Source organism: Arthrobacter sp. YAF17, from assembly GCF_052113365.1.
In the GTDB taxonomy this organism is placed as follows: domain Bacteria; phylum Actinomycetota; class Actinomycetes; order Actinomycetales; family Micrococcaceae; genus Arthrobacter.
The window spans coordinates 90,744-115,640 of the sequence record NZ_JBFRDB010000001.1; the positions used below are offsets into that span (position 1 = coordinate 90,744).

Consider the following 24,897-nt stretch of genomic DNA (forward strand, 5'->3'; position numbering starts at 1 on the left):
CCGGCGGGACAATGAAGCCCCGGCCTTCAGTCGGCGTCGGGCACGCCGTCCCCTGCCCCTTCCGCTGACTTGAGCTTCCGGCGTCTGCGCCGGCGCCAGACAAACACTAGGCCAAGCGCCAGGATGGGGACCAGCACCCAGCCGCCGATGTCGAGGGCGTCACCGATCGCATGGGCAACCGCCCCGGCCAGATAGGCGAGAACGCTGAGGCTGGCGACCCAGGCAATGCACCCTGTGATGGTCCACAGCAGGAACTTGGGCCACGGCATCTTGGCGGCCCCCGCGGCAATGGCGCCCCAGAGCCGGACGACAATGACCCAGCGGCCGAAGAACAATGCCGAGCCGCCGTGCCGGTCGAAGAACGACTCCAGTTGGACGATGCGGTTCTCGTCTGCGTGGAAGCGCTGCGCAAGTCGCAGCATCAACGGACGGCCTCCCACGCGCCCAAGTATGTAGCCAATGGTGCTCCCGAGCATGGCGCCGAGGCTGCCGACCGCGATAACGGCAACGAGGTTCAGATCGCCGTGGCGAGCCGAGGCGTAGGCCCCAAGCAGTACGGCCACGGCGGGAAGCGGGACACCGGCGCACTGGGCCAGCACAATCACGAAGACCCCGAAGTAATACCCCCAATCGTCCGCAATCCCCGCTTCCGCGGCGACGAAGCCTGCCCAGCCGAGCGCCGCGAAGCGGAGGGCAGCTAATCCGGTCATCGCTCACACCTCACTCCGCTGCTCCGCCCTGGGTCACAATGACGGTCCCCGCGCCGCCCGCGTTTGATTTGCGGTCCTGGCCCCGCGACACCAGCATGGCCTTTGTCTACCCTCGTGGCCCGGGCCGCGTCAAGAGCCCGCGGCGGCCCCGGCCGGGCCAGACGGCGGCACTGCTTTTCAGGCCTGCGGCGCCAGGCGCAAGAGCGCTGTGCTCACCACCCGGCCGTGCCCGGGCCACCCTTGAACGGACCAACGATCTGCCCGGTGGTCCAACCGCCATAGAAGTCGCCATCTTGCGCGGAAACCCGCTCACCGTTGACCTCGCAAGAGTCCTGTGACCGGGGTAGAGGGCCACTCGGGTACTGAGTGCCTCAAAACCGCGGGCGGGTGCCGGGTAGGTCCACCCGGCACGGGGAAGGACGACTCCGCCGGCAACGACGTCGAAGTAGTGCGCTTCTCCCTTGAACCCGTTCGGATCGCGGCTCGACTCTTGGCGGCCGCGGGTAGTCCCACACCGATTCTTGACCGGCCTTGGGGTTGATGGGCTGGGGACGCCGGAATAAGCCGGATACGCCTGGAGCAGGAGTCATGTCCCCATGGTGTCATCTTCCGCTGGGATGCCACCGTGATGGCCGGAACCAAACGGTCCCACCTGCGCCGTGACGTTATTGAGGAACCATTCCTGCGACGGGGACCTTTCGTCGCAATTGCAGCCAGCTTTGTCACCGCCGTGCTCGGCGGCAGCTCGTTCCTCCTGCTACGCAATGGTGAACGATGGGCCTGCTGGATCAGTATCTTGGTCTGAGATCCCCCGTCGCGGATGAGGTGCCGCATTTCACCGAGGCGCAGGATGGAGTAGCGGAGGACCTTCGGATCTAGGTTGACCGGCCCGGACTGCGAGGAACATAACCGGAATCGGTACGGGCTTCACGACACGACTGCGCCGACCCTGAGGCCGACGACAGAGCATTCAACGGAAAGAGGTCGGCAAAATGAGTACTGCCCATCATCCTGTCGCTTCGACTGGCTGGACCGGTTGGGTCCGTTTCGCCGGAGTCATATTGATAATCAATGGCGTTTTCAGCGGCCTTCAAGGCCTCGTCGCGCTCACAGGGCCCGACAGCTACTATTTGTCCACGCCTAACGCTCTTTTCCTCTTCGATGCCAAGGGGTGGGGCTGGTGGAACGTGGCCCTTGGGGTGCTTTTGATCCTCACCGCGGTCGCGCTCTTCTCCGGTGCAACGTGGGCCCGAATCGTTGCTGTCGTCGTTGCGGGCGTCAGTGCGGTCGTCCAACTGATGCTCATTCCGGCGCAGCCATGGTGGTCCCTGATCGTCATCGCCATCGACGTGCTGATCATCTACGCGGTCATCGCCCACGGCGACGAGCTACGGACCGGAGAAACCCCGCCAAACTCCTAAACCGGAAACGCAAACAGGATTCCTCTCGAACCAGGAGTCAACGGGAAACCGGCAGGCGGGGGTCCACCGATTGTGCGCGGTCATGGTGGACTTCGCCTCGCCTGCTCCTCATGATGAAGCCATGACCCCCGACGATTCGGCCAGCGTCCAGAGGCCGCGGCGGGCGACGCCGGCCGACGCCGCTGCCGTTGCCCGGTTGCTTCATGCTTTCAACAGCGAGTTTTCGACTCCGACGCCGGACCCGGACGAGCTTCGAGCGCGGCTGGGACTGCTCTTGGCGGGGGACGACGTGGTCGGGCTGCTCATCGGCGAGCCAGCGGGCGGTCTTGCCGTGCTTAGTTTCCGGCCCAACGTCTGGTACCCAGGTCCGGTCGCGATCCTCGACGAGCTCTACGTTCGTCCAGGCCTGCGCGGCCGTCGCCTGGGCAGCGCACTTTTGGATGCAGCGTGCGACTTGGTTCGAGACCGGGGCGGCGAGCTAATGGAAATAAACGTCGACGGCGAGGACACCGACGCACGCCGGTTCTATGAAGTACGCGGGTTCAGCAACACCGAACCCAATCAGACGGACCCCATGTTGTACTACTATCGCGAGCTCTGACGGCGGGCCATTCGCCCATGCCGCCGGGCTACAGGCCGGCTACAGACTGAGCGTGCGGTTGATGACGTGCGTTGCCGTGTCGTGCAGAGTCTGATGGTTCGCCCCGGCAAATTCGCGTAACCGTCGGAACGCCTCTTCCGGCGCCGGCACGGATATGGTCGGCCGCCGCAGAAGAGCTGCAAGCAGGAGCGCGCCAGGGGTGCGACGGCCGAAGGCCACGGCAGCATCCAGTCGGGAAATTGGGCTGGGCGTAGGGTGGAAGTCGGACGAAAGGAGCATTTCATGAAGAAGATCCTCATGGTACTGACCAGCGTTTCCGAGATCGGCGATACAGGGGAGAAGACCGGCTACAACGTGGCCGAGGCTGCCCATCCCTGGAAGGTCTTCAAGGATTCCGGGCATTTCGTCGACTTCGCGTCCATCCAGGGCGGCCAGCCCCCGCGCGACGAGGTGGACTCGGAAGATCCTCTCCAGGTCGCCTTCACAGAGGACGAGACCACGCGCGCAGGTCTCTACAACACTGCCCGCGTCGACGTCGTTGATCCCGACCAGTACGACGCCGTCTATCTCGTGGGCGGGCACGGCACCATGTGGGACTTCCCCGACAGTGAAGGCTTGCAGCATCTGGTGGCGAGCGTCTACAACGCCGGCGGCTTGGTGGGCGCGGTCTGCCACGGACCGGCCGGCCTGCTGAACGTGGAACTGGAGAACGGGCTTCGCCTGGTCGAGGGCCGGAAGGTCGCCGCCTTCACCAACGACGAGGAAGTTGCCGCGGGGAAGGACAAGGTCATCCCGTTCTTTTTGGCAGACCGGCTCGAGGAACAAGGCGCCACCCACGTCTCCGCTGGTGTCTTCGAGGAAAAGGTTGTGGTCGACGACCGGCTGGTGACCGGTCAGAACCCGGCCTCAGCCGCCGGCGTGGCCAAGGAGATGGAGAAGCTCTTCGCAGCGGTCATCCGCCAGGAAAAAGCCGAGGAACAGCACGAGACAGAGACTCTGCGGGCCGAGAAGGACGCCGAGAAAAACGCCAAGAAGGCTGCCGCAGAAGCGGAGCACTAACAGCGCACTGAACTTGGCGGCCGCCCCGGCGACGGGGCGGCCGCCAGCCGGAGGACGTGCCAGTCTTGCCGGCGCTAGGGCGGTGTGCTCACCACCCGGCCGTGCCCGGGCCGCCCTTGAACGGACCAACGACCTGCCCGGTGATCCAACCGCCGTAGAAGTCACCGTCCTGGAAAGTCACCAGCTCGCCGTCGACCTCGCAGGAGTCCATGTGACGCGGGTAGAGGGCCACCCGGCTACTGAGCGACTCGAACCCCGGCGCCGGATTTGGATAAGTCCACCCGGCACGGGGAACAACGACTCCGCCGGCAACGACGTCGAAGTACTGCGCTTCTCCCTTGAACTCGCAGAAGCTGGTGCCCTCGACCGGGACGAGTACACCGGGAGGGAATGCACTCAATGGCAAGTAGTAGACAGGCGGATGACTCGTCTCCAGGACGCGCACTGCCTCGGTGGTGTCGGCAATCATCTGCCCGCCCAGCCGCACGATGACCCGTTCGGATCGCGGCTCGACCCTTGGCGGCCGCGGGTAGTCCCACACCGATTCCTGACCCGCCTTGGGTTTGATGGGCTGGGGACGCCGAAAGAAGCCGGATACGCCTGGAGCAGGAGTCATGTCCCCATGGTGTCATCCTCCGCTGGAAGGGCACCGCGAACGCGGGGGAGGAAGTGCCAAGGAAGGCTCCGTCCGAAACGGACGGAGCCTTCCTCGAAGCCGGCACCGGACTTGTTAAGCCGCAAGTGTCGGCGCCGAGTCTAGAGGATGTCGCGCAGCACCTGTGGGTAGTTGGTGATGACCCCGTCGACGCCCCAATTAATGGCGCGGCGCATGTCCTGGCCGCCGTTCACGGTCCAGGTGTACGTCTTCAGGCCGTAGCTATGGATCATCGCGACGGTGTTTTGCGTGATGTCGCCGAGTGCCGGGTTGGCAGCCTGCGCCCAGGTGGCGGCGTCGGCGAGTTGCGCCTCGGACGGCGGGCCACCGGCGAAGAGCAGACCGACCGGCACGTCGACCGCTAAAGCATCATAGGCGCGCAGCCACTCGTGGTTGAAGGACTGCATCATTACCCGGCCGTGCCGCAGGGCTTGGGTGAATTCGGGAAGGGCTCGCAGTTCCCTGTCGACATCGATCTCAATGCCCGGGTAGAGCTCGGGCGACTTGACCTCCAGCAGCATGCCGGTTTGACGGCCGACGGCGTGCGCCCACTCCGCGAGCGTCGGCACGCGCTGGCCGGCGAACTCGGGCGCGAACCACGAGCCGGCGTCGAGCTTCTTGATCTCGGCGAGGGTGAAGTCGCGGACGTTCCACGGTGCCCGGTCGGGAAAGACAGTCTCGACGTCGGTGGTGCGGGCCAAAGTCGTGTCGTGAACGATCACAAGGGCGCCGTCGGCGGTGCGCTGGATGTCGTTCTCGACCACGTCGGCGTCCTGCTGCAGCGCGAGTTCAACGGCTGCGAGGGTGTTTTCGGGGGCTGCGCCACTGGATCCCCGGTGGGCGATGACCTGGACGGTGGAATGAGGCCCGTTGCCCTGTGCCATGCTCTGGGCGGCCTGCGCGGCCGGTGCGGTGAAGGCACTTAGGGCGGCCACTGCCAACCCCGTGACGATCCCGAGCACGCGTTCTGTGCGACGCATGTAAAACCTCTTCCTGTTCCGAACCGGCAAGTGCCGGTCACGCCCACCTAGGCTCTCGAAACTTTGTGCACCCGCATCGAACTGCCCATGGCCAGCAGGTGAACTGTCAGGGATCAGGTCTTGGTGCTTTCCGCCGGTGCCTCACACGGTTGGGCCGGTGCCATTGGCGGCACGACCCCCGCGGGGAGCCACGCTCATGGCCACCGACACGGTGTCGCCACCGCCGAAATGTTCCTGTGCGCGGACCGCCTTTTTTACCGGCAGGACGTACCCACCGTTGCGCGGCAGCAGCGAGGTCTCCCATACGGTGCCGCCGATCCGCACGCACACCGGGATGGCTCCCCACCCGTAGGTGACGGCCGCTGCCTCCGCCCGCAGGTAGTCACATACGTCCGCGGGCGGCGACACCCAGTAGAAGGGCGCGGGGCCACGCCATTCGAACACATCCGCGCTGAAAGTCACGTCCACGTCACGTAACGGTAGTGGCCGGACGCCGCGTTATCAATGCCCCTTCCGGTGGGCGCCGGCCGCTGACCTCGGGCAGGTCAAGGATGGAGCGGCAGGCCATTTTCCGGAGCCGAGCCGGGCGATCACACGACCAATGATGCAACGAGCCGGGCGAGCGGCGGAGGCGCATGCCCGGCCGGCAGTGCGTCGACCAGCAACGGGGCGTACCGGACCTTGTTGCCGCTGCGTCCTCCGAAGAACCGTTGCAACTGCTCCGTTACAGGCCGCTCCCGCAGTGACGGCTGGCGTTGCAGGAGCCGAAACGACGCGAGCTCGCCTTGAGCCGCGATGACGTTGAGCACAGCGTCGATCCCCAGGCAGCGGATGAGTTCGTCCTCTAGATCGGCCCGACAGACATGGAACCCAAGCTCAGCCAGCGGACCGGGCCCGATACCTGCACGACCGAGCGCGCGGGCGATGCCACGGGATTCGCCCTCATCGCACAGGCCGAGCAACCGGTGGTCTGCGCCATTCGGGCCGTAGCGGTCGAGGAACCGGACGACGCTGGTCGCACCTCCCATCGGCACGACCGACACCCGCAAGGCTGTCAGGTCAAAGCCACGGCGAATAGCCAGCGTCTCGACCGCCAGCCGGTCACTCTCGCCCTCGACCAACACCGTCGTAGCCTGCATGTAACCAGTATGTCGGACGCGGTGGTGTCAGGGCCCGGTGCGCCCCGGCCACTCCTTGCCCGCCCAGGGGTTGTAGTCAGCGATGAGGTCTTCCAGAGGCGGACGTTGATTTTCGGGGACGTGCTGCAGGTTCACCCGCACCCGGTACCAGAGGGAACTCGATCCGCGCATTCCGTCGACGAGTATGTCGGCCGGATGCAGGGCAGGGACGAGGCCCGCATGCGTGGTCTTCCATTCGTCGAGCGCCGCAATCGCCTCGGGCTTGGTCTTGGTGCGTGCCACCTCGACCAGCGGCATCACCGACTGCCGGCGGCCCGCGCCGTCGCCGCTGCGCGGCGGCTTCTCGGCGGGGCCGAGCTCGGCAGCCAAACCGAGCAGGCCGTCGAGCGAACCGGCCGCGTCGTCAATGCCGGAGTGGGGGTCGCCGACGTCGGCGAACCGCTCGGGAACCGTGAGTACGGTGAATTGTTCCGGCCGGGTGGAGGTGACCTCGGCCCAGGTGAGCGGAGTCGAGACCCGGGCGTCGGGCAGGGACCGGATCGAATACGCCGATGCCACGGTGCGGTCTTTGGCGTTCTGGTTGAAGTCGACGAACACACTCTCCCCGCGTTCCTCCTTCCACCACCGCGCGGTGGCGAGGCCCGGAGCCCGGTTTTCGACCTCCCGGGCGAGGGTCTCGGCGGCGAGCCGCACATCGCGGTACGACCACCGGGGCGCGATGCGCACCAGGATGTGGAGTCCCCGTGAGCCGCTCGTTTTGGGCCACCCCACCAGTCCGACGTCGTTGAGCACCTCCCGTGCGACATAGGCGACGTCGACGATTTGCTTCCAGTCGACCCCCGGCATCGGGTCGAGGTCGACCCGGAGCTCGTCAGGGTGCTCGAGATCTTCGGCGCGCACGGGGTGCGGGTTGAGGTCCAGGCATCCCAGATTCACGACCCATGCCAAGCCCGCAGCATCCCGGATGACGGCCTCCTCGGCTGAAGTCCCCGACGCATAGTGCAGCGTCGCCGTGTCGACGAAGCCGGGATGGTTTTCCGGTACACGCTTTTGGAAGAACGGCTCGGCGTCGATCCCTTTCGGGAAGCGCTTGAGCACCATGGGCCGTCCGCCGGCGCCGTGCAGCGCACCATCAGCGACGGTGAGGTAGTAGCGGACCACATCGAGCTTCGTCAGCCCGGGCTCGGGGAACACCATCTTGTCCGGACTGGAGATACTCACCTCGGCGCCGGCAATACTAAGGATCTCGGCCGGCGTCTTCGACGGGTTCATTCAGGCCGCGTTCCAGCTGACCGGAAGCGACTTCACTCCGTAGACGATGGTGCTGTCCATCCGTTCCAGCCGGGCACCCGGGGCGAGGGTCAGCCCGGGCAGCCGGGTCAGGGTGGCCTCCAGCGCGATCCGTGCCTCGAGCCGTGCCAGCGGGGCACCAAGGCAGAAGTGAATGCCGTGGCCGAACGCCAGTTGCCGGATCTGGCCGCGGTCGACGTCGAACTGGGCGGGCCGCTCGAACTGCCGCTCGTCTCGGTTCGCGGAGCCGATCCAGGCCACCACCGGGGCGCCGGCCGGGATCTGGACGTCGCCCAGGATGGTGTCAGCAACGGTCACCCGGTACATGGACTGGACGGGGGAGCGAAAGCGGAGCACTTCTTCTATGGCCTGGGGAAGCAACGCCGGCTCCTGCAACAACCGATCAATGGTGCCGGGCACTTCGGTGAAGCAAAGAACCGCGTTGCCGATCAGGTTGGTGGTTGTCTCATTGCCCGCGACGAGCAGCAGGGCGCAGAAGCCCAGCAGTTCACCCACGTTCAGCCTCTGCCCGTCAATCTCGGCGGCAAGCAGGTTGCTGATCAAATCATCGCCTGGCCGTCTCCGCCGCTGTTCGATCAGGTCCAGGAAGTACTCGGTCATCTCCTGGTTCGCGGCCTGGTGGTCCTCAGTCGCCGCGCCGGTCCGCGTCTGGCTCACGATCACATCGGACCACCGCTTGAAGCGGTCACGGTCCTCCGCGGGAATCCCCATCAGTTCCGAGATCACGATGACCGGCAGCGGGTACGCCAGCGCCCCGATCAGGTCCGCGGTTCCGCGGGAAGTGATCTCCTCAAGAAGCGCGGCCGTGAGCTCCGAGATGCGGGGAGCAAGTGCATCCACAGCTTTCGGCGTGAAGGCCTGGGTGACCAGCGAGCGTAGCTGCCGGTGCCGCGGCGGGTCTGTCGTGATCAGGCTCGACGCGAACAAGTGACCGGCCTCGGACGACTCGTCGCCGCCCATTCGCGAGGAAAAACTGGCGTGCTCGGACAGCACCCGCTGCACGTCGTCGTAACGGAAAACATGCCAACTTCCCGATTGCTCGTCGAGAAAGACTGGTGTGGATTCCCTCATCCGCTCGTACTGGGGAAACGGATCCAGCGGTTGCCCGGTGGCGGGGACGAAGTCCATGGCTGGCCTCTCTGCTCAGCCCGGCGATCTGTCGGTCTGGCCGTACCGTCGGGGCGTCGGGTTGATGGACCGTGGGACCCCGATTTTATCCGACGCCTGCTTAGCCTGTCAGTAGGGAAGTGCGGCGGCTTTGCGCTCCATTGGCAGCATCCCGCACGGAGGGAGGGGCTCGCCAGCGGCAAACGATAGAGCACGACGACGGGAAACTTCCCGCCGTCGTGCTCTTGGTTCCGGCTGCTGCCAGCAGCCGGTTACTGCTACTTGGTGACCTGGAGTCCTGTGTCCCAGTTGAAGTCGGCGAACTCCGGGTTGGCCTGCATGGTCATGAGGACGAACTGGAAGCCTTCCAGCTCGCGAGCGCGCTTGAGCGGACCGACCACCAGGGGGCGCATTCCGCCTGCGCCGACGAAGGTGCTGACAGCAGCGTTGGCTGCTGCATTGTCACCGGCGATGAAGACGTCCAGCGGCTGTCCGCCTGACTGGCCGGCCACCAGGGTGCCGGCGAAGGTCGTGTTGAAGGCCTTGACCACGTGGGCTCCGGCGGGGGCAAGCTGCGCAATTTCCTCGGCGGCGGAGTTCCCGGGCTCAACAACCAAGGAATCGAACGTCTCGAAGTTCACCGGGTTGGTGATGTCCACGACGGTCTTGCCGGCCAAAGCATCGCCATAGGCCCTGACAATGGACTTCGCGGCGTCGAACGGGACGGCCAGGACCACGATGTCGCCCTGAGGAGCGTCAACCGTGGTGCCGAAGGTGACGCCGGCGCCGAGCTCGGCGGCCAGTTCCTGCGCCTTGGCGGCGTCCTGTCCGAGGATCTCGACGGTCTGGCCGCCGGCGAGGGCACGGGTTGCGATGCCGCGGGCCATGTTGCCGTTGCCGATGATGGTGAGGTTCGTCATGGGGGTCTTCTTTCCGAAAATGCGGGCCAGGAGGGTTTTCATCAGATTCTGTTCTACTGAGGGAGCGTTAGTTGAAGCTACAACTAACGTACTCCTGAAAAGTTGAAGCGTCAAGTATTTTGGCGGAAGGGCTTCCGGAAGCTGTTGGCGTTGGCCCAGGGGCTCAGGGGTGGAGGGTCCCGGCGGCTTCAGGGAAGGGCGAGGTTTCGTGGATCCAGTCCCCGAGTTCGCCCAGCGTCTGTTCCGTAATGCGGTGCCCTCCGGGGTCGCGGCGGGTGTGGGTGCGGGCGGCAGATTCCGTCTGCAGGTATTGCCAGGTGCGGGCCAGCAGTTCCGGGGGGATCACTGTGTCCTGGTCGCCCTGGGCGACGAAGACCGGAAGGCCGGCCAGCCGGTCCGGCGTGACGGGGACCCCGGCGTCGAACGGGAGGGTGCCATACAAAATGGCCGCTCCGGAGTAGCGCTGCGGATCGTCAAGTATCAGCCCGCCGGCGAATGCTGCACCCCCGCTGAATCCGACCAGTGTTACGGGCCGGCCCGCGGGGGCGGCGGTGTCGAGCCAGGTGCGGAACCAGGCCATGGAGGTGGCCAGCGATTCCGCAACCGGGCGGCCGATGCCGCGGTTGGCGAACCAGGCATAGCCTCCGCCCTCCGCTATCGGCGCCCGAACTGCGGCGTAGGCCGGGCCGGCCGGGAGGTGGTCGGCGAGGGCGATGATTTCGCGTTCGCTGGAACCGCGGCCGTGCAGCAGGATCACGAGTGGCGCCGCCGGGTCGGAGGACCCGGCCGTGGCCACTGCGGGTGGCGGGCAGACGGGTGGAGTGCCTGCGGCGCCGGGTGCTTCGGGAATGCTCATGGAGGCTCCTGATTGGTAGTGGGCACAACGTGCTTTATTGAATCTTCAACAATCAGGAGAGATGGGGTATTCCCGCGACAATGTTCAGCAGCTTGCGTCCGGGAAAGGAGCACGCTGGCGCCGGTGGATGGTACTACCTTGGATTTCGCTGTCGCCGCCGCGTCCGTTTCGCGGTTATTGGTTTGGGGAATCAGGGCTCAGAAGGGAGCGTGCGCGAAGGATCGCGTGTTCGACGTCGCCGTCGAGTTTGGCGGTGGGCAGTGAGCCGAGTTCGCCCCGGAGCAGTCCCACGTCCTTGAGGAGCAGGTCGTACTGGACGTCGGACAAGTTGTCGCTCATCCAGCTCTGGCCGGTGGACACGCCGACAACTTCCAGGAGGTCCCGGGCCGGCACTCCGTGATCCGCCGCCAGATTGAGCATCCGGGCGGTGGCGGCCAGGTTGTAGGTGGCCAGGGCATTGTTGAAAAGCTTCACAAGGGCGGGCTGGCCGTAGGACGCCATCCGGAAAACGCTGCCGGCAATGTCGGCCAGTAGCTTGTCCTCTGCCGGCGTGGCGGCCGGTCCGGCGAGGAAGACGGTCATCGAGCCATGGCGTGCACCGTGGGGGCCGCCCGAGACGGGGGCCTCGAACGCCCGCCAGGCGCCGGGGGCCGAGGGGAGGATCCTGCGGGCATCCTCCGGGGCGAGGGTCGTGTGGACAAAGACTGTCAGCGGCTTGTCGGTATGGGCCTGGAGGGCCGCGAGCACTGAGGAGACCTGGTCCGCCAATCTCACGGCAATGTGCACGCTGTCGATTGACGGCCAGTCAACAGCTGCCAGGTCGCTGCCGGCGGCTGACTTGTTCTCCTCTGACCACTCGCGGATGCGGTCCTGGTTGAAGTCGTAGCCGTAGACCCCTTGACCCAGCTCGGCGAGGCGTGCGCCGATGTTTCCGCCGATGGGGCCGAGGCCAATTACTAAATGCATGAGCTTTCCTTTGCTGTGAGCGGGGAGGGTATGGCTGGGAATTCCCCGGCGCGGCAGGCGTGCTGCCGGCGGGTGCCGCGCGGCCGGCGGGGTGCAGGACCTGTCTCAGTCCGTGGATGACGCCGGGGTGAGGCCCCTCTCGGCCATGACGGCCTTGACGAGGGTCAGAGCGTTCAGGACGCGGGGGAACCCGATGTAGGGGATGCAGTGGATCAGGGCGCCGACGATCTTCTCTTTTGTCAGGCCCACGTTGAAGCCGGTGTTGATGTGCAGCTTCAGCTGTGGCTCGGTGCCCAGAGCGACCAGCGTGGAGATGGTCACCATCGTCTGCTCCTGCTGGGTGAGGCTGTCCCGGGAGTAGATGTCCCCGAAAGCGAAAGAGACGATGTAGTCGGACAGGTCCGCGTCCAGGCTCTGGTAGGACTCCACGAGTTTGGCGTGGTCGAAAGTGTTGGTGTGTTCGGTGGAGACGAGCTCCATCATGCGGTCGAGCCCGCGCTGGTAGCGATCTGTGGTCATCTCGGTCTTCCTTTTGGCTAGTCCGTCACGCATCTCGCTGGTATTGGCGAAACGCTACGTTGCGTAACTAGATTATCACCGAAGGAGCTGTCTGCGGAAGGTAGGTTTAGGAAATGAATTTCTCTAAGGGGGCCGGCGGGTCGCCGGCAGACCTGGCAGCGGTGAAGCAGCCCGCAGGGTCCGGGCATGCGGGGCGCCGCGCCCGGTCCGAGCGGTTGATCCTCGACGCCACGCGCGAGTTACTGGGGGAGGCCGCATTCGGCAGCCTGACGGTGGAAGGTGTTGCCGCGCGGGCCGGAGTAGCCAAGACAACGATCTATCGCCGCTACCGGTCCAGGAATGATCTGGCCCTGGCTGTCCTGCTGGACATGGTCGGCGACGTCAGCACGCGGCCCTACGCTGAGGATGCGGGCACTGAGCTGACGAAACTTGTGGACAGGACGGTAGAGCTCATGAGCTCCACCGTGATGGGCCGGATCATGAAGGGCCTGGTGTCGGAGGTAGCCGCCGATCCCGAACTCGCGAGGGTCTACCGGGAGCGGGTGGTCAGCCACCGGCTGGCTGACGTGGGCGCCTTGGTTGCCCACGGCATTGCCAGGGGAGAACTCCGGGCCGACCTCGACCCGGAAATGGTCACCGATCTCCTGCTTGGCCCCATCTACTACCGATTCTTCCTGAGCGGCGCGCCCATGGACGACGGTTTTGGCAAGCGGCTCGTCACCACCCTGCTACCCGCCTTTGCAGCCCAGCGGAGCAGCGGCCCGGAGTGAGCGGCTCAGCTCCGGGCCGCTGCTTACGAACAGTGCCGTCAGCCGCTTTCCCCTAGTCGGCCAGTGTGTGGGCAGGCTGGAGGAGCTCATCCGGGTTTGGCCGGCTGGTCACGGCAGTCGCCCGTGGGCCACCGAGCGACTCCGTCGGAATCTTCGCGGTCTCGGGCATCCGGATCACCGCAATGGCCGCGATGCCGGCGGCAGCGGCCCCAAAAATCGCACCGGCAGCCAGCCCATCGGACCGGTGGTCAGGAGCATCGCGGCGACCATCGGGGCGAACCCGGCGAGGAGGTTGCCCAGCTGCGTTGCACTGCTCACGGTGCAGGCACTGGCCGGGCAGTCGGTCGCCCGCCTTGGCGCAATGCTGACGGCTTGGGGCGTGGCACTCCTCGCAGCCTCCGGTCTGGCCGCCGTCGTCGTCCTGGGCAGGGGGCGGCGCGCAATTGCCGCACAGTGCCCGGAAAAGGTGGCCAAAAGGGATGACCACGCCCCGCCGCTCCCGCCCGGCCCCTGACCTCGTGGAGGCCTAAATGGTGTCGGTTGCCTCCAGTCGGCCCGTACGAACCGCGTCGGCGAAGGCCTCGTAATCCTTTTCGTTCTGGTCGGCGTAACGCTCGGAAAAATCGGTGATGGATCGGTCGAACTTGTCGCTCTTGCCGAGGTAGGAAGCGATAGCAACCGGGTCGCCCGACCGGGCGTGGGCACGCGCCAGCGTCCACCCGCATGCGTTGGCATAGAAGTTCATGCCGAGGGGCTTCATCGCTTCCACAATGGCTGACCCCTTCATGTCACGCAGCTGGCGCCAGTACAGGTACCGGTTTTCCTGCGCCCCTTTGGTCCACCCCAGGAAGATGTCGCTCGCGGCCTGCATCATCCGCTGCCCTTGCACCACACGCTCGCCAGGCTGCTTGAAGCGGCTCTTCGGCAAATGGTCCTCGAGCACTGATCTCGTGGCCTCCTTGACCTGCAGGAACAACGGATCCTGGTCATCGCGCCCCTGGAGCAAGGCGATAAACGCCCGGGTGCCGACGCTGCCGACGCCCACCACCTTGCGGGCCACGTCGATGACTTCGAAGCGTTCAAGCAGGATACGCCGGTCATCTGGCAGTGTGGCCCGGTAGGAACGAAGCTGCGAACGAATCACCCGCTGAAGTTCATCGCCAGACATGCCGTATGACTCACCCAGATCCCGGACCGGGATGACGATCGGCGGCTGACTGACGATGCGGTACTTCCCATCCACGCGCTCGGCGAGCTTGGAGAGCGCCTGCAGGCTGTCACGGGTGTGGGCCTTTGCGACGTTCTGTCGCGCCGTCTTTTCCATGCCCGCGGCGGCCTTCTTGAGGGCCTTGCCCTTTTGGCTTGCCACGGCCAGCCCGAGGGTTTCCATCAGTTGCTCCTCGGACAGGCGGGCATACCAGATGTCCAGGGTGCCCATCTGCGCGAACTCCGTCATGGCCTCGCGGTACGCCCGAACCCCGGTGAGAGTCGCCTCGCGCGTTTCTTCCTTGGTGAACGCGTTGTTCCGCGCCGCAATCGTGAAACTCGCGGCCATCCGCTTGACGTCATACTCGAACGGGCCCGGGAGGGTCTCGTCGAAGTCGTTCAGGTCGAACAACAAATTCCGCTCTGGCGACGCGAAGACCCCAAAGTTGGAAAGGTGGGCGTCCCCGCACAGCTGGGACACGAGGCCGGCCCTCGGGGTGTCTTTCAGATCGGCGGCCATGATCTTGGCCGCACCACGGTAAAACGTGAACGGTGAAACCAGCATCCGGCCGTGACGCACCGGTACCAGGTCCTGTTCCCGGGTGAGGTTCTGTTCCTCAAGCAACGCGACCGGATCCGGGCGGTCGGGGGCGGGAGTCCAGCCTGCGTGGCTGGAGACGGGCGTCTTCTCCCGGGACCCTTTACCCTTTGCGCGACGTTTTTCGACGCTCGGGTGCTTGACTTTGGTTTCGGCCATGATCGGCGACCTCCCACTTACCTCAGGAACCGCCGCCGGCACTAAGTGCCCGACGCCGGTCCAGGCTGAGCGCGCAAAGGCGCCTTGGCTCCGTGCTCATCAAAATGGCTGCGTAGTCACGTATCTTGACCGCCGTCACAATGCGATTGTGGCCCTGCGGCGCTAAATCGTCAACGCACTGCTGGCGCACCGCTCTTTGCCGACGCGCCGCCCGCCCGGCTGCCAACATTGCAGCCCCTAACCTGGTTCCTGGCGTGGCTTGAGTTCCGTGGGGCCACTGCCTGTTTCCTCCGGGCCGAGGGCCAGCCGGTGATGGAGCCTCTCGATCTGCGCCGTGAGCCGGGCGAGCTCCTCGCTCCTTGCGAATTCGCCCGCTTTCGTCCGCGCATTGGTTGCGGCGGTGACACTTTCAACCAGCCAGGAAGACACAGTCGCGGTAACCATGCTCAAGACTACAAACCCGCCGATCATCAGCGCGGCGGCAGCCCAACGGCCCGGCACAGTGACGGGATAAAAGTCGCCGTAACCGATCGTTGTGATCGTGACCACCGCCCACCACAGGGAATCACCCATCGTGGTGATATTCGCGTTCGCGGCGCTCTTTTCGAAGCTGAGGACGCTCAGGGCCACGGTGTAGACAAGAATGACGGCGGAGGCAATGACGTAGGCCAGGACGCGCGATCTGATGGCAGTGCCCGGTGCCCGGTCCATGACTTGACGCAACGTGAAGGGCCGCAGGAGCCGTAATGGACGCATCACCGGAAGCACCACCATCAGCAACTCCAAAGGGTGGCAGATGAACCATCGACCAGGCCGGGGCGCCAGGAGCAATTTCACGACGTAGTCGACTCCGAAGGCAGCCCATGTTGACCAGATGACAATGACCAGAGCGTCCGCATAGGGGGCGGGCGGTTCCGCAATGATCAGAATGGAATACGCCGCCAGGAAAAGAAATGCCGCACCGACGAGGGGCCACTCGGAATACTTCTTCCACGTCTCTTGCTTCATGGCTGAATCGTAGGACTTTGTTTCCCGGATGTCCTCAGGAACCGGCCGGCCAGATCCTTTCGGGGGACGCCAGCGCTACCTTCCCCGAACAGAAAGGGGAACTGCGATGACAGCAGACCGCCGGCAGCGGTACATTGGGCTTCTCGGGGTGCCGGCCCGCGGAGGGCACGGCAGGTCACGAAGCCAGCACCGGCGGAGGCGAAGGCCATGGCGGAAAAGCAGGGCAAGGACGGAAACGGACGCAAGAGTGCGCGTGAAGCCCACGTGCATGAGCGAAACCTCGCCAGCGAGCTGGGAACTGTCGAGCAGAACCTCCTGCTACGAATCCAGGATTTCGATGATCCACGCCAGGAATGGCGGCGCCTGTTCTCGGAGCTGTACGGCACATTTCTGCTTGTCATCGTGGCTGCCGGGGGTGGCATGATGAGCCAGGCCTTCCCCGGCGTCATCAGCCGCACGTCGGCTGTGGTGGCTCCAGGCTTGATGGTGATGGGGATCATCCTGTTCATGGGCAAGGTCTCGGGTGCCCATTTGAACCCCGCGGTCAGCCTTGCGTTCGCGCTCCGCGGTGACTTCCCGTGGCGCCGGGTGCCGGGCTACATCGTCGTTCAGCTCCTCGGCGCGACGCTCGCCTGTCTGCTGCTGCAGGCCGTCATCGGCGTCTCCGCCACCTTCGGTTCGAACTACCCGGCCGCCGACTACCCGGCGGTCGCCGCGTTCTGGATGGAGGCGCTGCTGACGCTGGCGCTGGTAAGCGTCATCCTCGGAACCGCGTCCGGGGCCCAGAACATCGGACTGCTCGGGGCGTTCGCGGTAGGCGGCTACATCGCCCTGGCAGGGCTGTGGGGCAGTCCCATCTCCGGCACATCGATGAACCCGGCACGGACTTTCGGGCCCGATCTTGTAGGCGGAAATTTCAGCCACTACTGGGTGTATGTCGCCGGGCCACTGGCCGGCGCAGCGGCCGCCGTCGGAATCGCCTTCATTCTGCGCGGCGCAGGGGGCGGGACGTCGGGTTCCGAAGCTGCACAGGGAGCCCTGTTCACCGAGGCCGCCCAGGAAAAGGACGCATAGCGGCCGGCTGGACGGGCGCGTTCGTCCCTCTTGACCGCCGATGACAACACGGAAGGGACGGTCCAGCGCGAACAGGCACCGCCGTGTCAGGATCAGTCATGGCCCCACGTCTGATATTGCTCGACACCGCGTCGCTGTACTTCCGTGCCTTCTACGGCGTTCCCGACACGATTCGCCGCGCCGACGGCACGCCCGTGAACGCCGTCCGCGGGCTGCTCGACATGATCGCCCGCCTCACCACCGACTACGAGGCGACGCATCTCGTGGCGTGCTGGGACGATGACTGGCGTCCGCAGTGGCGCGTGGACCTAATCCCGAGCTACAAGTCGCACCGGGTTGCCGAGGTGGTGGCGGGTGCCCCCGATGTGGAGGTCGTGCCCGACGCGCTTCAGGTGCAGATTCCGCTGATCCGGCAGGTGCTCGACCTCGCCGGCATCGCCGTCGTGGGGGCTGCCGAGCATGAGGCCGACGACGTCGTCGGCACCTACGCCAGCCACGCCGGGCTTCCCGTCGACGTCGTGACGGGGGACCGCGACCTCTTCCAGATCGTCGACGACGCCAGGCAGGTGCGGGTGATCTACACGGCGCGCGGCATGAGAAACCTCGAGGTCCTCACCGACGCGGTGGTCGTGGGCAAGTACCGTGTGCTGCCCGGGCAGTACGCCGACTTCGCGACCCTCCGCGGCGACTCTTCCGACGGACTGCCGGGCGTCGCCGGCGTCGGTGAAAAGACCGCCGCGTCGCTGCTTGGCGAATACGGCACCCTCGACGGGCTGCTCGCGGCGGCGGCCGATCCCGGAAGTGGGCTGTCCGCGTCCGTGCGGTCGAAGCTCGCAGCGGCCGCCGACTACCTTGCGGTGGCGCCCGCCGTCGTGAATGTCGTCCGTGACCTCGAACTGCCCACGCTTGAGGAGGCGGGCGCGCAGCTGCGGCCTGTCGCGGGCGATGCGCGTGCCGAACTGGAGCGTCTCGCGACCGAGTGGAACCTTGGCGGCTCGGTCGGACGGCTCCTCGAGGCTCTCGACCGGCTGCAATGAGCGCGCCGGCGCCACTGTTGAGGCGCCCGCCCGTGTTACCCCCCCCCCGGACGGGCGCTTCTGCCGCCGGTGAAGCTACAGGAGGCTGGTTCCGATGTCGCGTCCGATCCGGCGAAGTAGGGCGGCGGAAAGCCCAGGGTCCTTGGCGGAATCCTGGTCGGTGTAATCGGCCAGGGTGTAGACCCGCGTCAGGTCCAGATCGGACCACCGATCCGGGGGGAGCAGGGAGCGGCCCGCAACGGCGATGATCGGGCGTTGACCGGACCGGCGTGCGACGGCGGCGGGCAGCTTCCCGGCCAGCGTCTGTTCGTCGATCCTGCCCTCGCCGGTGATGACGACGTCGCAGTTGTCCTTGCGGGTGTTGAAGTCCAACAGGTCCAGGAAGTAGTCGGCGCCGGAGACCTGCTGCGCGCCCAGCAGCAGGCAGGCGTAGCCGATGCCTCCGGCGCTTCCGGCTCCTGGGTGCCCGGCGAGAGCCGCCGCGTTGGGAAACCCTGCTGCCGTCATCTTGGCAACCAAATAGCCCAAGCCTTGGTCCAGGGCTGCGATGTCGCCGGGTCCGGCGCCCTTCTGGGGTCCAAAGACCGCGGGCGCGCCCTGGGGGCCGAGCAACGTGTTGTGGACATCGCTCGCGACGATGAGGTCAGTGCCGGCCAGTTTAGGAAGCGGGGACCCATGGACGGTGGAGATTTGGGCAAGTTCCCTGCCGCTGCCGTACAGCTGCCGGCCGTCGGCGGCGCGGAACCCATAGCCGAGGGCGGCGAGCATCCCCATGCCGCCGTCCGTGCTGGCGCTGCCGCCCAGGGCCAGTACTATCCGGGCCGGGTTGAGGCTGAGTGCGAACAGGATTGCTTCGCCGAAGCCTCGGCTTGAGGCGTCCAGCGGCGCCAGCTGTCCGTCCGGCAGGAGCGCGAGACCGCAGGTGTTGGCGACCTCGACGACGGCGGTGACGCCGTTGAACGCGATGCTGGCCGGGACGTGCTGGCCGGTGGGTCCGGCGACGGTGTGGCTGCGCCTGCTGAAGCCGGAGGCGACGGCGGCGTCAACACTGCCGTCGCCTCCGTCTGCCAAAGGGAGCAGTTCGCAGTGGACCGCTCCGGCCGTGCCGGTGGAGCTGGCTGCCGAGCGGAGCCCGGCGGCCAGGGCATCCGCTACTTCGCCGGCGGTGAGGCTGCCTTTGAACTTGTCGGGTGCGATGAGGGCGCGGACGGTTCTCGGGGCGGTGGCGTTGTGCATGTCAGACGGTCTCCGAGTAGGCAGGGGTGCGGTCCTTCGCGGGGGAATCAGCGGGTCCCGCGTGCCGGGGGCCGGCCTCCTCGGGCCCGTTGCAGCTGATTTCGCTCAATTCATCGTCGAGGTCCGTGGCGCCGTCGGGCTGCGTCTGCTCCGCGCCCGGCATGGGCTCAACGGTTTCGCCGGCGAAGACGCGGCGGGCGCGGTCCGCGTCCAGGGTGCGGTCCCACCAGGCGATGAACAACGTGGCGACAGCGTTGCCGGTGAAATTGACCAGGGCCCGGCACTCGGACATGAACTTGTCGATTCCGAAGATGAGCATGATGCCCGCGGCCGGGATGGTACCAAGGGTGGTCAGGGTGGCCGTCAGCGCGATGAAGCCGCCGCCGGCGACGCCCGCCGCGCCTTTGGAGGTCAGCAGCATGACGGCGAGCAGGCCGAGCTGCTGGCCGATGGTCAGGTCTGTGTTGGTGGCCTGGGCGATATAGAGGGCGGCCAGGGAGAGGTAGATGGCTGCGCCGTCGAGGTTGAAGCTGTAGCCGGTGGGGACGACGAGTCCCACGGTTTCCTTCTTCACGCCGGCGTGCTCCAGCTTGCGCATGAGACCAGGGAGGGCCGGTTCTGCGGTGGAGGTGCCCAGGATGAGCATGTACTCCTCTTTGAGGTGGCGAATCATCGTGAAGATGTTCAGCTTCAGGAAGGCCATAACCGAGCCGAGAACAATGACGACGAAGAGGATGGAGGTGACGTAGAAGAGGGCAATCAGTCCGCCCATGCTGGTCAGTGAGGAGACGCCGAATTTGCCCACTGCGTAGGCCATCGCACCGAAGGCGCCGATCGGGGCGGCCTTCATGATGAAGCCAAGGATCTTGAACATGACCCCGGTCAGGCGCTGCACGCCGTCCAGGACGGGGGCTCCGACCTTGCCCATGGCGTTCAGGGCGATGCCGAAGACCACCGCGATGAAGATGATCTGGAGGATGTCTCCTTCAACGAAGGGTCCCGCGATGCTGTTGGGGATGATGTGGGTGAGGAACTGCCACCATTCCTGGTTCTGCCCGGCATCGATGAGCTTGGCGGCTGAAGCGGACGTCTGGATCGAGTCCGCGTCGGCGTTCACTCCGTCGCCCAGCCGGAAGAGGTTGATCGCGACCAGGCCGAAGACCATGGCAAAGATGGTGCCGACCTGGAAGTAGGTCAAGGCTTTCAGGCCGGTCATGCCGACCTTCTTCAGGTCCGCGACGCTGGCAATGCCGCCGACGATGGTCAGGAACACGATCGGGCCGATGAGCATCTTCATCGAATTGACGAAGGTGGTGCCGATGGGTTCCATGGCAATGCCGACGGCCGGTGCGAGCCAGCCGACGAGGATGCCGCAGACTATGGCGGTCAGTACCCAGAAGTACAGCTGCCGGTACCAGCATGTCTTGGGGGCTGCGTTCCCGCCTGACTGCTTCTTGGCTGGCCCCGGCTGGGCCGGGCTGGCCGGGCCGGCGGTGGTGATGTGTTCCATGATTCCTACCTCGTTGTGGAATGTCGCTGGAGTGGTGCTTGATGAAGGAGAGCGTGACGGAGTGAACGGCGGCGGTTTTTGGTGCACCGCCGTCCACTCCGGGCTTTGTACTGACCGCCGGCTCGGCCGGCCGGTCGAGTGTTAGCGCTAGACGGCGGCCAGGCTGCGGGCCAGCGCCGCGATGATGGCTTCGGTGACGTCGTCGGTGTTCGCTTCCCCGCCGACGTCGCGGGTCAGGTATCCGGCGGCTGTGGTCTGCTCGATGGCCGCTTCGACGAGGCGGGCCTCGGTGTGCAGGCCGAAGTGGTCCAGCATCAGGGCGGCGCTGGCGATCGCGCCGATGGGGTTGCTGATGCCCTTGCCGGCAATGTCCGGGGCGGAGCCGTGGACCGGTTCGAACATGGACGGGAAGCGTCGCTCCGGGTTCAGGTTCGCGCTGGCGGCCAGGCCGAGGCTTCCGGCCAGGGCCGAGCCGAGGTCCGAGAGGATGTCGGCGTTGAGGTTCGAGGCGACCACTACCGAGAGGTCCTCGGGGTGCAGGATGAACTTGGCGCTCATCGCATCAACCAGGACGCTCTCGGTGGCCACGTCCGGGTAGTCCAAGGCCACGCGCTGGAAGGTTTCGTCCCAGAGCACCATGCCGTACTGCTGCGCGTTGGACTTGGTGACCGAGGAGACCTTCTTCACCGTGCGCGTCCGGGCCAGGTCGAAGGCGAAGCGCATGATGCGCTCGCAGCCCTTTTCCGTGAACAGCGCGGTCTGCAGGGCGACCTCGTTGCCCGGGCCGCGGCCGCTGAGGTTGCGTCCGCCGAGACCTGCGTATTCGCCCTCGCTGTTTTCTCGGACAACTATCCAATCGAGTTCGGTGTGGTCGGCCTTGCGCAGCGGTGACTGGATGCCGGGAAGGAACTTCACGGGGCGGATGTTGGCCCACTGGTCGAAGTTCTGCGTGATGTTCAGGCGCAGCCCCCAGAGGCTGATGTGGTCCGGGACGTTTTCCCAGCCGACGGCGCCGAAGTAGATGGCGTCGAAGTCCTTGAGTTTCTCAAGTCCTGCCGGGTCCATCATCTGGCCGGTCTTTTCGAAGTAGCCGCAGCCCCAGGGGAACTCGGTCCATTCGAAGGCGAACTTGCCGCCGGAGTTTTCCGCGAGGGCGTCCAAGACGCGGCGGCCTGCCGAGACTACTTCCTTGCCGACTCCGTCTGCGGGGATGGATGCGATGCTGAATTTCTGGGTGGCGCTCATGTGCCTACCTCCTCGTTGAGTGTGTTAGCAGCGTCACACTGCTTGTCCTCTTCAAGTAGACGATCCGGCGCCATGTGCCGTCCAAGACCAAGATTCGATACGGCAAATAGGCCCAGCCTATTGATCCCATTCCATCGACTGCTGAGACGGTGCCCGTTGGGACAGTCAAAAGGGCGTTACCGGAGCAATCGACACTCGGTTACGTGGCGTGCAGGGCTGCGACGTCGAGGAAGGCGCGGGCTGCCGGCGTCAGGTCTTCCTTCCGGCTCAGGATGGCGACATGCAGATTGGAGACCGGTTCGATGAGCAGGGTCCGCAGTCCGGATTTGTGCGCCAACGGCGCCCAGGAGGACGGCATCACCGCGTGCCCGACGCCGGCCAGAACCAGCGGCAGGATCGAGGTCCGGTGCGCGACCTCCACGACGATTTCGGTGCTGACGCCGCGGGCCAAGGCATCGTCGACCAGCCAACGCATCAGGGAGCCGCGCTGGCTGGCAATCAGCCGGTGCCCGCCCAGATCCTCGCGCTGGATGGCCGTCGCTGTGCCGAACGCATCCGCGTGGGGGTTGACGATGAGGATCAGCGGCTGGCGCTCCAGTTCCAAGACCTGGACGCCCGGGACCCGGATGGGGTTGGGTGATCCGGCAACGCCAATCTCTGTGCTGCCGGTGCGCACGGATTCGATGGCTTCCTCCGGAGTGAACGCGGCGCTGACGTTGAGGCGCACCGAGGGATGCAGTTTGGTGAAGGCTGCGATCATCGATGTCAGCGGTTCGATTCCGGGGGAGGGCATGGTGATGATGTCCAGCCGTCCGCTGCGCACCCCCTTCAGTGCCTGGACCGCGGACTGCGCCGCGTCGAGGTCGCGCATGACCAGTCGAGCCGGTCCGATGAGTTCCTTGCCGGCTTCGCTGAGGACCGCACGGCGGCCGATGCGGTGGAAGAGCGGCACGCCGAGATCCTTCTCCAGGCCCGCGATGGTCTGGGAGAGGGAAGGCTGGGCAATTAGCAGATGTTCTGCTGCGCGGTTGAATCCGTCGTGATCAACGACGGCCAGGAAATACTTCAGCTTTCGCGTGTCCATGCCTGCTCCTTGCCGGTCCGGTCCATGTGCTTCCGGCGCGGTCGAAGTTCCATTCCTGCGGGAACGGAAGCTGCTGCGCTGGAGCGCTTATAGCTTATTCCTATCAGGGCGGGATGCCGGCGCTTCCGGCCGGACCGCCGGCCAGGCGGCCACGGCTGCTACGGCCAGGACGCGGCTGCCAGGAGAGCGAAGAGGGGTTCGAAGTCGAGCATGCGCGTGCTGTTGCTCATAACAACGACGCCGAGACCCCGCTCCGGGTAGAGGCGCATGACGTTCCAGAAGCCCGCGCCGGCGCCGAAGTGCTCCACCCACTGCCCTGAAGGCTGGGTGGGCTGTCGAAACCAGCCGGTTCCGTGGTCGAACGGCTTGCCCGCCTGGTCGATGATGCGCATGCGGCGCGCCGACTCAGGGGAGAGAACCCGGACGCCGTCGATCTCGCCGTCGCGAAGGTGCATGCGAAGGAATCTGGCCGAATCCAGAACGTCGCCCACCAGGCCGCCGTAGGCGGGGCCGTCCACGTAGAAAGGGTTCAGCGACAGGTATGGCCCGCGGCGCTCTCCTGCGATCCCGCGGGGCAGCAAGCCGCGCAGCAGGGGGTCCGCGATCCTGGGCGCCTTGACGTACCCGGTCGCCTTGGCCGCGCCGGCCTGATAGCGGAACCCGGTGTGTTCCATGCCCGCAGCCCGCAGGACTGAGGTGCGGACGTAGTCCTCGAAGGGCATCCCCGACGCGGCGGCGATCACCTGTCCGGCGGCAAGGTAGCCGACGTTGGAGTACCTGGCTTCCTGCCCCGCCGGGTAGCGGTAGGCGCGGCGCCCGCCCACCAGGCGGCGGAGCAGGGCCCCGGGGTCGGGCGGATCCGCGTCGGCCGGGTGGACCCAGCGAATCGGCAGCGGGTTGCCGAAACCGGCGGTGTGGTTGAGCAACTGGCCCACGCTCGGCGTCGTTGTCCCTGGCGCCCGGAGGTAATCGACGTAGTTGCCGGCCGGGGCGTCCAGGTCGAGGCGGCCCTCGTCAACGAGCCGGAGCGCCGCCGTCGCGGTCACGATCTTGGACATCGAAAACCACAAGTACGACGTCGACGCGGTCGCCGTCGTATACGCTGCCAGGTCGGCGCAACCGTAACCGGCGGCGAGAAGCACGCCGCCGCGGTCGGTTACGGCCAGGGAGAGGCCCGGGACCCCGCCCCGGCCCATCATCGTGGTGACGGCCGACGCCAGGCCGCGGGGTGGCCTGCCCGCAGCGACACTTTCGCCCGGCGGTCCCGGGGTGGTGCCGTCAGCCACCATGGGTCGTCCTCATCACTTCTCTCCGGGACGGCGGGGCCGGCGGCCCGACCGGGCCTCCACCGCGTCCTCGATGCCGCCCCCATTCCGTTCGACATCTTCCATGTAGAGCCTGCCGGCCACAATCAGGCCGTCAGCTATCTCGAAGATTGTCACTCCCCGGTTGTGGAACGGCTTCCCATCGGTGCGGTGACCGGTCCACGACCATTCGCTCCAGGTGGTGTTCCCCGCGTCGATGGTGCTGACCGTCTCCGCATGGAAGTCGGGAATCCCGGCGAACATCGCCGCCCAGTTCGCATGCATTTGCGCCCTCCCCGTGAAGGCCCTGCCGGGATGGGCGGGTTGTTCGCTGCGGTATTCCTCATGGAAGAGCGCTGCTGCGGCTTCAAGATCATGGGCGTTCATCGCGGACACAAGCCGGTCCACCACATGACTCATCT

The 24,897-nt window shown here is 66.0% G+C and carries 27 protein-coding genes and 1 pseudogene; 7 read left to right on the forward strand and 21 right to left on the reverse strand.

Annotated features, from left to right (window positions below; translation table 11 throughout):
• Positions 1-26 precede the first annotated feature (26 nt).
• Positions 27-710 (reverse strand): DedA family protein, encoded by a 684-nt coding sequence (locus AB4Y67_RS00435; protein ID WP_441403847.1) that lies wholly within the window; start codon positions 708-710, stop codon positions 27-29.
• Between the two features lie 212 nt (positions 711-922).
• A pseudogene (locus AB4Y67_RS00440) lies at positions 923-1,300 on the reverse strand (DUF427 domain-containing protein).
• Between the two features lie 402 nt (positions 1,301-1,702).
• Here AB4Y67_RS00440 and AB4Y67_RS00445 point away from each other — a divergent pair.
• The 3 genes from AB4Y67_RS00445 to AB4Y67_RS00455 all read left to right on the forward strand — a co-directional run bounded on the left by AB4Y67_RS00445 (position 1,703) and on the right by AB4Y67_RS00455 (position 3,791).
• A complete protein-coding gene (locus tag AB4Y67_RS00445) occupies positions 1,703-2,131 on the forward strand; it encodes a DUF7144 family membrane protein (protein ID WP_441403848.1) in 429 nt (142 codons plus the stop codon).
• A gap of 121 nt (positions 2,132-2,252) precedes the next feature.
• The gene (locus AB4Y67_RS00450) at positions 2,253-2,732 is read left to right on the forward strand and encodes a GNAT family N-acetyltransferase (RefSeq protein ID WP_441403849.1); all 480 of its coding nucleotides are present in this window, start codon (positions 2,253-2,255) and stop codon (positions 2,730-2,732) included.
• 282 nt (positions 2,733-3,014) lie between these two features.
• The gene (locus tag AB4Y67_RS00455; protein ID WP_441403850.1) at positions 3,015-3,791 is read left to right on the forward strand and encodes a type 1 glutamine amidotransferase domain-containing protein; all 777 of its coding nucleotides are present in this window, start codon (positions 3,015-3,017) and stop codon (positions 3,789-3,791) included.
• Positions 3,792-3,879: 88 nt separating this feature from the next.
• Here the strand turns inward: AB4Y67_RS00455 and AB4Y67_RS00460 are convergent, their stop codons facing one another.
• The 10 genes from AB4Y67_RS00460 to AB4Y67_RS00505 all read right to left on the reverse strand — a co-directional run bounded on the left by AB4Y67_RS00460 (position 3,880) and on the right by AB4Y67_RS00505 (position 12,244).
• Positions 3,880-4,407 carry a DUF427 domain-containing protein gene (locus AB4Y67_RS00460; protein WP_441403851.1) on the reverse strand — a complete coding sequence of 176 codons (528 nt, stop codon included), beginning with the start codon at positions 4,405-4,407 and terminating at the stop codon, positions 3,880-3,882.
• A gap of 140 nt (positions 4,408-4,547) precedes the next feature.
• Positions 4,548-5,426 (reverse strand): glycerophosphodiester phosphodiesterase family protein, encoded by an 879-nt coding sequence (locus AB4Y67_RS00465; RefSeq protein ID WP_441403852.1) that lies wholly within the window; start codon positions 5,424-5,426, stop codon positions 4,548-4,550.
• Between the two features lie 141 nt (positions 5,427-5,567).
• Complete coding sequence (locus AB4Y67_RS00470) at positions 5,568-5,894, reverse strand: DUF1905 domain-containing protein (protein ID WP_441403853.1); 327 nt, start codon at positions 5,892-5,894, stop codon at positions 5,568-5,570.
• Between the two features lie 122 nt (positions 5,895-6,016).
• On the reverse strand, positions 6,017-6,565 hold the full coding sequence (locus AB4Y67_RS00475) for a TOPRIM nucleotidyl transferase/hydrolase domain-containing protein (RefSeq protein ID WP_441403854.1): 549 nt from the start codon (positions 6,563-6,565) through the stop codon (positions 6,017-6,019).
• A 27-nt stretch (positions 6,566-6,592) separates the two neighbouring features.
• On the reverse strand, positions 6,593-7,837 hold the full coding sequence (ligD, locus tag AB4Y67_RS00480) for a non-homologous end-joining DNA ligase (protein ID WP_441403855.1): 1,245 nt from the start codon (positions 7,835-7,837) through the stop codon (positions 6,593-6,595).
• Positions 7,838-9,004, reverse strand: a complete 1,167-nt coding sequence (locus AB4Y67_RS00485) for a cytochrome P450 (protein ID WP_441403856.1) — start codon at positions 9,002-9,004, stop codon at positions 7,838-7,840.
• 257 nt (positions 9,005-9,261) lie between these two features.
• Positions 9,262-9,903, reverse strand: coding sequence for an NADPH-dependent F420 reductase (locus AB4Y67_RS00490; protein ID WP_441403857.1), 642 nt, complete (start codon positions 9,901-9,903; stop codon positions 9,262-9,264).
• A gap of 163 nt (positions 9,904-10,066) precedes the next feature.
• On the reverse strand, positions 10,067-10,759 hold the full coding sequence (locus AB4Y67_RS00495; protein WP_441403858.1) for an alpha/beta hydrolase: 693 nt from the start codon (positions 10,757-10,759) through the stop codon (positions 10,067-10,069).
• A 174-nt stretch (positions 10,760-10,933) separates the two neighbouring features.
• Positions 10,934-11,725, reverse strand: coding sequence for an NAD(P)-binding domain-containing protein (locus AB4Y67_RS00500; protein ID WP_441403859.1), 792 nt, complete (start codon positions 11,723-11,725; stop codon positions 10,934-10,936).
• A gap of 105 nt (positions 11,726-11,830) precedes the next feature.
• Complete coding sequence (locus AB4Y67_RS00505) at positions 11,831-12,244, reverse strand: carboxymuconolactone decarboxylase family protein (RefSeq protein ID WP_441403860.1); 414 nt, start codon at positions 12,242-12,244, stop codon at positions 11,831-11,833.
• Between the two features lie 113 nt (positions 12,245-12,357).
• Between AB4Y67_RS00505 and AB4Y67_RS00510 the strand changes: the two genes are divergently transcribed.
• Positions 12,358-13,014, forward strand: coding sequence for a TetR/AcrR family transcriptional regulator (locus AB4Y67_RS00510; RefSeq protein WP_441403861.1), 657 nt, complete (start codon positions 12,358-12,360; stop codon positions 13,012-13,014).
• A 174-nt stretch (positions 13,015-13,188) separates the two neighbouring features.
• On the opposite strand, the gene AB4Y67_RS00515 is transcribed toward AB4Y67_RS00510, so the two are convergent.
• A complete protein-coding gene (locus AB4Y67_RS00515; protein ID WP_441403862.1) occupies positions 13,189-13,332 on the reverse strand; it encodes a hypothetical protein in 144 nt (47 codons plus the stop codon).
• 61 nt (positions 13,333-13,393) lie between these two features.
• Here AB4Y67_RS00515 and AB4Y67_RS00520 point away from each other — a divergent pair, with 61 nt between their 5' ends.
• Positions 13,394-13,528 (forward strand): hypothetical protein, encoded by a 135-nt coding sequence (locus tag AB4Y67_RS00520; RefSeq protein ID WP_441403863.1) that lies wholly within the window; start codon positions 13,394-13,396, stop codon positions 13,526-13,528.
• A 12-nt stretch (positions 13,529-13,540) separates the two neighbouring features.
• On the opposite strand, the gene AB4Y67_RS00525 is transcribed toward AB4Y67_RS00520, so the two are convergent.
• Both AB4Y67_RS00525 and AB4Y67_RS00530 read right to left on the reverse strand, forming a co-directional pair.
• Positions 13,541-14,977 (reverse strand): DUF2252 domain-containing protein, encoded by a 1,437-nt coding sequence (locus AB4Y67_RS00525; protein ID WP_441403864.1) that lies wholly within the window; start codon positions 14,975-14,977, stop codon positions 13,541-13,543.
• A 237-nt stretch (positions 14,978-15,214) separates the two neighbouring features.
• Positions 15,215-15,985 (reverse strand): potassium channel family protein, encoded by a 771-nt coding sequence (locus tag AB4Y67_RS00530; protein ID WP_441403865.1) that lies wholly within the window; start codon positions 15,983-15,985, stop codon positions 15,215-15,217.
• 207 nt (positions 15,986-16,192) lie between these two features.
• On the opposite strand from AB4Y67_RS00530, the gene AB4Y67_RS00535 reads away from it, so the two are divergent.
• The gene (locus AB4Y67_RS00535; RefSeq protein ID WP_441403866.1) at positions 16,193-17,059 is read left to right on the forward strand and encodes an MIP/aquaporin family protein; all 867 of its coding nucleotides are present in this window, start codon (positions 16,193-16,195) and stop codon (positions 17,057-17,059) included.
• Positions 17,060-17,157: 98 nt separating this feature from the next.
• Complete coding sequence (locus tag AB4Y67_RS00540; RefSeq protein WP_441403867.1) at positions 17,158-18,096, forward strand: 5'-3' exonuclease; 939 nt, start codon at positions 17,158-17,160, stop codon at positions 18,094-18,096.
• Positions 18,097-18,171: 75 nt separating this feature from the next.
• Here the strand turns inward: AB4Y67_RS00540 and AB4Y67_RS00545 are convergent, their stop codons facing one another.
• The 6 genes from AB4Y67_RS00545 to AB4Y67_RS00570 all read right to left on the reverse strand — a co-directional run bounded on the left by AB4Y67_RS00545 (position 18,172) and on the right by AB4Y67_RS00570 (position 24,895).
• Positions 18,172-19,332 (reverse strand): glycerate kinase, encoded by a 1,161-nt coding sequence (locus AB4Y67_RS00545; protein WP_441403868.1) that lies wholly within the window; start codon positions 19,330-19,332, stop codon positions 18,172-18,174.
• A gap of 1 nt (position 19,333) precedes the next feature.
• A complete protein-coding gene (gene dctA / locus AB4Y67_RS00550; RefSeq protein WP_441403869.1) occupies positions 19,334-20,842 on the reverse strand; it encodes a C4-dicarboxylate transporter DctA in 1,509 nt (502 codons plus the stop codon).
• Between the two features lie 147 nt (positions 20,843-20,989).
• Positions 20,990-22,087, reverse strand: a complete 1,098-nt coding sequence (locus AB4Y67_RS00555) for a tartrate dehydrogenase (RefSeq protein ID WP_441403870.1) — start codon at positions 22,085-22,087, stop codon at positions 20,990-20,992.
• Positions 22,088-22,286: 199 nt separating this feature from the next.
• Complete coding sequence (locus AB4Y67_RS00560) at positions 22,287-23,171, reverse strand: LysR family transcriptional regulator (RefSeq protein WP_441403871.1); 885 nt, start codon at positions 23,169-23,171, stop codon at positions 22,287-22,289.
• Positions 23,172-23,329: 158 nt separating this feature from the next.
• The gene (locus tag AB4Y67_RS00565; RefSeq protein WP_441403872.1) at positions 23,330-24,460 is read right to left on the reverse strand and encodes a serine hydrolase domain-containing protein; all 1,131 of its coding nucleotides are present in this window, start codon (positions 24,458-24,460) and stop codon (positions 23,330-23,332) included.
• Positions 24,461-24,472: 12 nt separating this feature from the next.
• Positions 24,473-24,895, reverse strand: a complete 423-nt coding sequence (locus tag AB4Y67_RS00570) for a nuclear transport factor 2 family protein (protein WP_441403873.1) — start codon at positions 24,893-24,895, stop codon at positions 24,473-24,475.
• Positions 24,896-24,897 lie beyond the last annotated feature (2 nt).

Coding starts and splice junctions, on each gene's coding strand:
- AB4Y67_RS00435 (WP_441403847.1), bottom strand. CDS start 710: ATGACCGGATTAGCTGCCCTCCGCTTCGCGGCGCTCGGCTGGGCAGGC.
- AB4Y67_RS00445 (WP_441403848.1), top strand. CDS start 1,703: ATGAGTACTGCCCATCATCCTGTCGCTTCGACTGGCTGGACCGGTTGG.
- AB4Y67_RS00450 (WP_441403849.1), top strand. CDS start 2,253: ATGACCCCCGACGATTCGGCCAGCGTCCAGAGGCCGCGGCGGGCGACG.
- AB4Y67_RS00455 (WP_441403850.1), top strand. CDS start 3,015: ATGAAGAAGATCCTCATGGTACTGACCAGCGTTTCCGAGATCGGCGAT.
- AB4Y67_RS00460 (WP_441403851.1), bottom strand. CDS start 4,407: ATGACTCCTGCTCCAGGCGTATCCGGCTTCTTTCGGCGTCCCCAGCCC.
- AB4Y67_RS00465 (WP_441403852.1), bottom strand. CDS start 5,426: ATGCGTCGCACAGAACGCGTGCTCGGGATCGTCACGGGGTTGGCAGTG.
- AB4Y67_RS00475 (WP_441403854.1), bottom strand. CDS start 6,565: ATGCAGGCTACGACGGTGTTGGTCGAGGGCGAGAGTGACCGGCTGGCG.
- ligD (WP_441403855.1), bottom strand. CDS start 7,837: ATGAACCCGTCGAAGACGCCGGCCGAGATCCTTAGTATTGCCGGCGCC.
- AB4Y67_RS00485 (WP_441403856.1), bottom strand. CDS start 9,004: ATGGACTTCGTCCCCGCCACCGGGCAACCGCTGGATCCGTTTCCCCAG.
- AB4Y67_RS00490 (WP_441403857.1), bottom strand. CDS start 9,903: ATGACGAACCTCACCATCATCGGCAACGGCAACATGGCCCGCGGCATC.
- AB4Y67_RS00495 (WP_441403858.1), bottom strand. CDS start 10,759: ATGAGCATTCCCGAAGCACCCGGCGCCGCAGGCACTCCACCCGTCTGC.
- AB4Y67_RS00500 (WP_441403859.1), bottom strand. CDS start 11,725: ATGCATTTAGTAATTGGCCTCGGCCCCATCGGCGGAAACATCGGCGCA.
- AB4Y67_RS00505 (WP_441403860.1), bottom strand. CDS start 12,244: ATGACCACAGATCGCTACCAGCGCGGGCTCGACCGCATGATGGAGCTC.
- AB4Y67_RS00510 (WP_441403861.1), top strand. CDS start 12,358: ATGAATTTCTCTAAGGGGGCCGGCGGGTCGCCGGCAGACCTGGCAGCG.
- AB4Y67_RS00525 (WP_441403864.1), bottom strand. CDS start 14,977: ATGGCCGAAACCAAAGTCAAGCACCCGAGCGTCGAAAAACGTCGCGCA.
- AB4Y67_RS00530 (WP_441403865.1), bottom strand. CDS start 15,985: ATGAAGCAAGAGACGTGGAAGAAGTATTCCGAGTGGCCCCTCGTCGGT.
- AB4Y67_RS00535 (WP_441403866.1), top strand. CDS start 16,193: ATGGCGGAAAAGCAGGGCAAGGACGGAAACGGACGCAAGAGTGCGCGT.
- AB4Y67_RS00540 (WP_441403867.1), top strand. CDS start 17,158: ATGGCCCCACGTCTGATATTGCTCGACACCGCGTCGCTGTACTTCCGT.
- AB4Y67_RS00545 (WP_441403868.1), bottom strand. CDS start 19,332: ATGCACAACGCCACCGCCCCGAGAACCGTCCGCGCCCTCATCGCACCC.
- dctA (WP_441403869.1), bottom strand. CDS start 20,842: ATGGAACACATCACCACCGCCGGCCCGGCCAGCCCGGCCCAGCCGGGG.
- AB4Y67_RS00555 (WP_441403870.1), bottom strand. CDS start 22,087: ATGAGCGCCACCCAGAAATTCAGCATCGCATCCATCCCCGCAGACGGA.
- AB4Y67_RS00560 (WP_441403871.1), bottom strand. CDS start 23,171: ATGGACACGCGAAAGCTGAAGTATTTCCTGGCCGTCGTTGATCACGAC.
- AB4Y67_RS00565 (WP_441403872.1), bottom strand. CDS start 24,460: ATGGTGGCTGACGGCACCACCCCGGGACCGCCGGGCGAAAGTGTCGCT.
- AB4Y67_RS00570 (WP_441403873.1), bottom strand. CDS start 24,895: ATGAGTCATGTGGTGGACCGGCTTGTGTCCGCGATGAACGCCCATGAT.